Source organism: Methylobacter sp. (assembly GCF_023227905.1).
Taxonomy (GTDB): Bacteria; Pseudomonadota; Gammaproteobacteria; order Methylococcales; family Methylomonadaceae; genus Methylobacter_A.
This window is the reverse complement of record NZ_JALOCF010000097.1, coordinates 1-5,297: the sequence shown is the minus strand read 5'-3', so window position 1 is coordinate 5,297 and position 5,297 is coordinate 1. Positions and strand designations below refer to the sequence as shown.

The 5,297-nt window shown below is 46.6% G+C and carries 5 protein-coding genes and 1 pseudogene; all 6 read left to right on the top strand.

Translation table 11 applies throughout. The features are described 5' to 3' along the window. Positions 1–367: pseudogene (locus M0R47_RS21140) on the top strand (cobyrinic acid ac-diamide synthase); the annotation flags it as partial. Further along, complete coding sequence (locus M0R47_RS21135; RefSeq protein WP_292558338.1) at positions 367–666, top strand: hypothetical protein; 300 nt, start codon at positions 367–369, stop codon at positions 664–666. The pseudogene M0R47_RS21140 and the gene M0R47_RS21135, both read left to right, overlap by 1 nt. 464 nt (positions 667–1,130) lie before the next feature. Beyond that, complete coding sequence (locus M0R47_RS21130; protein ID WP_292558337.1) at positions 1,131–2,018, top strand: GGDEF domain-containing protein; 888 nt, start codon at positions 1,131–1,133, stop codon at positions 2,016–2,018. A gap of 188 nt (positions 2,019–2,206) precedes the next feature. Beyond that, on the top strand, positions 2,207–3,634 hold the full coding sequence (locus tag M0R47_RS21125; protein ID WP_292558336.1) for a flagellin: 1,428 nt from the start codon (positions 2,207–2,209) through the stop codon (positions 3,632–3,634). A gap of 72 nt (positions 3,635–3,706) precedes the next feature. Beyond that, positions 3,707–4,123, top strand: coding sequence for a flagellar protein FlaG (locus M0R47_RS21120; RefSeq protein ID WP_292558335.1), 417 nt, complete (start codon positions 3,707–3,709; stop codon positions 4,121–4,123). Positions 4,124–4,227: 104 nt separating this feature from the next. Next, the coding region (gene fliD, locus M0R47_RS21115; RefSeq protein WP_292558334.1) for a flagellar filament capping protein FliD at positions 4,228–5,297 on the top strand (1,070 nt) is incomplete at its 3' end.

The window sequence follows — 5,297 nt, the reverse complement described above, 5'->3', positions numbered from 1 at the left end:
CAGAGATAGCCGGGAGCTAAGAACAGGCATGACAGCAGCGCATATTCTTGTGGTTCCGTTCAGACCCTCGCAGCCTGATTTGGACACCTTGCCGAACATGCAGGAAATCATTATCCAGGCGAAAGATCTCAATCATAACTTGAAGGTTTACGGCTTGATCACAATGGCGCCAACCAATCCGGTGATTCATGAAGAAACGGATGCCAGAGAGTGTTTGATCGACTATCCTGAAATCAAACTGCTTGCCACCATGATACGGGACCGTAAAGTTTACCGGGATGCCATGAGCGAGGGTCTGGGCGTAGTGGAAATGGATAACCCAAAGGCAAAAATGGAAATCAAGAAATTAGTAGAGGAAATACTGTAATGGTCAAAAGAAGAGAACCTAAAGCCAGTGCATTAAATTTGGTCAACTCACAACCGACCAATGAACAGATTGAAGCATTTGCCGCGAGAGCGGAAGGCGGCGCCCAAATTGAAAAACCCAAAGCCCCGGAATTAGACCAGAATGCCATCCGGGATTACAAAGCGATGCGAGTGCCTTTCAATCAATACGAATACGAGCAGCTGGTTGCGGCCAGCAAATTAAGCGGCAGAACCAGGCTCAATTTCATGCGTTACGCGATGCTGAAAATGGCAAAGGAATTGCAGGAACAAAAGGTATAATTTAAGTATTCTTTTGGTACCGATTTTATATAATTTTTATGCTTATAAGGTACTATAAATGTACTTTATTTTGATGTTTTCTTCAGGTTTACAGGCTGCTATTTGATTAATGGTATCAGTGTAGGCAGGGCAGGGTGGTTTCATTGGCAAACCACCTGGCAGATATTGGCAGGTCAATTTCTATCAGACTGATTTATTGCATTTTTAAATTTTTCAATCCATCTTTCTTTCCTTAATAAATTCTCGTTCCTTTAGCAAATCGATCTCAAAATGGTTGAGCTACGCTACCAGTGATACATGTCTTGGCCAATTGAATGTCAATTATTTGACGCTTCATAAGCGCCAATTTTCCAACACCCGCATGGCTAAAAAACAAGATATTGTTTTTTATTGTTTATTTGGAATTGGCACAGTATTGGCTTAACGTATCTCAATAGTAAGTTTTAAGACGGAAACAAGCCGCTATGACCAAAAAATCAACCAGCCTGGCGATTATCAGCAACAATTCTTTTGAAGCAACAAAAGTTGTTAACCTGAATCATTATGACATCAGCAGCGCCTTACAAACGACGCTGGAATTTAATAAATTGATCCCGATTTTCAGCAGCAAAATCGAAAGCATGATTCCTCATAGCGCCTTTGTTTATACCAATGCAGAGTTTGAACTGGAAATTAAAAGCGGTGTTTTTACACGACATTCCTGCAGCTACGCGCTCAAAGTTGAGGAGCAACAACTCGGTGAATTGAAATTTATGCGTAATCGCAAGTTCGATGATGCCGAAATCAAGTTGCTGGAAACTTTGCTTTGTTGTCTGATTTATCCATTGAAAAATGCGACCTTATATCATCAAGCCTTAAAAATGGCTTATACCGACCCGCTTACTCAAACCAATAACAGAACTTATTTTAATGATTCCGTTAAACGGGAAATGAGTCTGGCCGTACGTCATAATAAAAGCTTAGCCATTATTTTTCTGGATATTGACCACTTTAAAACCATTAATGATCAGTATGGACACGAAGGCGGCGATATCACGCTAACTGCAGCGGCTAAATGGATCAAGGAAAGTCTGCGCTGCAGTGATGTTGTTTTCCGCTATGGCGGTGAAGAATTTGTAATTTTATTAAGCAATACCGATCTTGCCGGCGCCGGATTATTGGCGGAACGCATTCGCAATACCATTGAGCTTCATACCCTGGCTTACGATATGGCAACCATAAAGATAACTGCAAGCCTGGGCGTGGGCGCCTTGCGTGACAATGATACGGTTGATACTTTCATCAAGCGTGCCGATGAGGCCATGTATAAAGCCAAAAAAAGCGGCAGAAACCAGGTTATGTTGGCCAACTAAATAGCCAGTAGAAACGCAAAATTTTGCGCCTCTACCAAGCCACCCCAATATCATGACAAAAAATATTAAAGTTTAAAAAACACCGGTCGATAACCATGACAGGTGGGGGAATTATCACAACGATGAAGGAACCCGATTTTATACAGACCGGTAAAAAATATTAATCCGGGCTAAACAGGAGAGTTGTCATGGCACTAACAGTATATACCAATGTTTCATCATTAAACGCTCAACGTAACCTGAATACATCACAGAGTTCGCTGAATACGTCGTTGCAACGGTTGTCTTCCGGTTTGCGTATCAACAGCGCCAAAGATGATGCCGCCGGTCTTGCCATTAGCGAACGCTTTACCGCGCAAATTCGCGGTAATGAACAGGCTTCCCGCAACGCCAATGACGGCATTTCCCTGTCGCAAACCGCTGAAGGCGCCTTAGCCGAAATCGGCAACAACTTGCAGCGTATGCGCGAGCTGGCCGTTCAGGCATCCAACGCCACGAATTCCGATTCGGATCGCGCCGCTATTAATAATGAAGTGCAGGCGCTGTCTACAGAAATTGACCGGGTAGCGCAAAATTCCGCGTTCAACGGCACCAAGTTGCTGGATGGTTCATTTACAGCCAAAAACTTCCAGGTTGGCGCTAATAATGCCGCAAGCGACAGCATTCAGATTACCGCTATCAGCAGTGCCCGCACCTCGGCGCTGGGCGGCGTATCGGGAGCAAATTATGCTGGTGTAGATGGAACAGCTACGACGGCCGCCTTGAATGCCGGTGATGTGACCTTGAACGGTATCCAGGTCGGTGCATCAACGGCTGGCGGAGCGGCAGGCCAAACTGCCGCCAGCGCTTATTCCATCGCAGCAGCCATTAACGCCGTTTCTGGTCAATCGGGCGTTACCGCTTCTGCTCAGGCAACCAGTATAGCGGGTGTAGCACCTGCTGCTTCAGGCGCCATCGCTGCAAATGCTTTCAGCATCAATGGCGTCAATGTGGGGGCAGTTGCTGCGGGTGGCGACGCTGTAGGCCAAGGTGCAAACGTGGCCGCCTCAATCAACGCCATTTCCAGCCAAACCGGTGTTATCGCGTCGGCAAATGCGACAACTGGTGCTGTTACATTAGCAGCAGCAGATGGCCGTGATATAACAATAGGCGGCACCGTTACCAATACTGGCTTAACAGCCGCTACTACTCACGGTACGGTTAAACTTGAAGCTGCAACAGACATCGTGGTTAGTGGTGGCGCAGTCGCTAGTGCAGGATTAACGGCAGCTACTACAACAGCAACACCAGGAGCGGCGGTATCCACCGTTGCGACAATGAATGTGCTAACCGCAACCAATGCCCTGAAAGCGCTAGATACTATCGATGGCGCTTTGGCGAGCATCAATAATTCGCGCGCTGCGCTGGGTGCCTATCAAAACCGTTTCGCATCGGTTGTGGCCAATCAACAAACCACAGTAGAAAACTTGTCCGCATCACGCGGCCGTATCCAGGATGCCGACTTTGCCAAGGAAACAGCCAACCTGTCACGGGCGCAAGTCCTGCAACAGGCGGGTACTGCGATGTTGTCCCAGGCTAATCAATCAACACAAGGTGTCTTGAGTCTTTTGAGATAAATGTGGAACAGGGGACAGCCGGCGGCAACGCCGGCTATCTGTTTTTCCTGCCAGTAATAAGGGGTGGCCAAAATGGACATTAATACCAAGACGTTGCAACATCAAGCTGTTGCCATTACGCCGTTGAGGCCAGATAACGTCAAGAAGCCAGTCGATTCATTGGTTAAAAGTGCGGCCGATGCAGCTCAAAAAACAGAAGTGCAATCAGTGTCCGCAGATATTGCTGTTGCCGATAAAGCAAAAGATGCAGAGGAATCGGGTGATCTGAAGCAGGCCGTCAGTCAGTTGAATGATTTTGTACAAAGTATGCAGCGGAACTTGCAGTTTAGTATTGATAAAGAAAGCGGCGCCATGGTTGTTAAGGTTATCGACGCCAAAAGCGAAAAAATTATCCGGCAAATGCCATCTGAAGAAACCCTCAGGCTCGCTCGCAGCCTTGCCGAACAAAGCGATGACGTGGCATTTAATATCTTTAACTCAAGAGCATAGGTCAGGTTAGCGATAGCGTAACCCGGCATATGGCTTGGCTCATTGGGCGGATAAATCCGCCTCTACATTATCCTCAACGGTTTAATTAAAGGGGAGGACAGGCAATGCCTGCAATTACATCTGCCGGGTTAGGTTCAGGTCTTGATATAGAAGGTCTGGTATCAAAACTGGTTGCCGCAGAAGGGCAACCGACGACTTTGCGGCTGAATCGTAAAGAAGTTGAATTACAAGCTGATTTATCGGCTTTGGGATCACTTAAAGGGGCTCTGTCCGCTTTTCAGACCAGTGTGCAGAGTCTGAAATATTCATCTTCCTTTCAGACGCGCACAGCCACATCCAGCAATGCCGATTTATTTACTGCATCAGCCGACGGTTCTGCAGTTGCCAGTAGTTTTTCTATTAACGTGGAGCAACTGGCGCAGCCGGCAAAAATGCGTTCCGGCGATTTCAGTAGCGAAACGGCAGTACTTGGAGCCGGTACGTTAACCATTGGCTTGGGTGCAAGCAGCTTCAATATTAGTGTTGCCAGCGATACGACATTGGCGAGTGTTCGTGATGCCATCAATAAAGCGTCTGACAACCCTGGCATTAAGGCAACCCTCATTAAGGTTGATAGCGGTTCTCAATTAGTGCTGACTTCAGATAAGGTCGGCGCCACAAATGCCATAACCATAGGCGCAACCGATACGGATGCATTGGACGGTAACGATTTAACCCGACTGGCAACAGCCAGTATGACATCTATTCAGACGGCTTCGGACGCCATTATCCATGTCGATGGGCAGAAAGTAACAAAGGATAGCAATAGCTTTTCTGATGTTATTTCCGGGGTAACCATTTCTCTGAAAAAAGCGGATCCGCTCAAAACAGAAACCTTGAGTATTGAGCTGGATAAAGAGTCGGCCAAGTCAAAAGTTAATGATTTTATTAAAGCCTATAATTCACTAGCCAGCACAATGAGCAGCTTGTCCAGTTATGATGCCAAAACCAGGCAGGGCGGTCCCTTATTGGGTGATGCAACCTTAAGGGGTGTGCAAAACCAGATTCGTCAGACCTTATCAAATCCGACGCAAGGCGTCGCAGGATTTTCAACGTTAGCAGAAATCGGCATTAAAACGAATAAAAACGGAGCACTTGAGCTTGATTCCGGCAAGTTCGATAAGGTTATGACCGC

Bases quoted from the DNA above. Each gene is read 5' to 3' on its own strand.
- M0R47_RS21135 (WP_292558338.1), top strand. From the start codon at position 367: ATGGTCAAAAGAAGAGAACCTAAAGCCAGTGCATTAAATTTGGTCAAC.
- M0R47_RS21130 (WP_292558337.1), top strand. From the start codon at position 1,131: ATGACCAAAAAATCAACCAGCCTGGCGATTATCAGCAACAATTCTTTT.
- M0R47_RS21125 (WP_292558336.1), top strand. From the start codon at position 2,207: ATGGCACTAACAGTATATACCAATGTTTCATCATTAAACGCTCAACGT.
- M0R47_RS21120 (WP_292558335.1), top strand. From the start codon at position 3,707: ATGGACATTAATACCAAGACGTTGCAACATCAAGCTGTTGCCATTACG.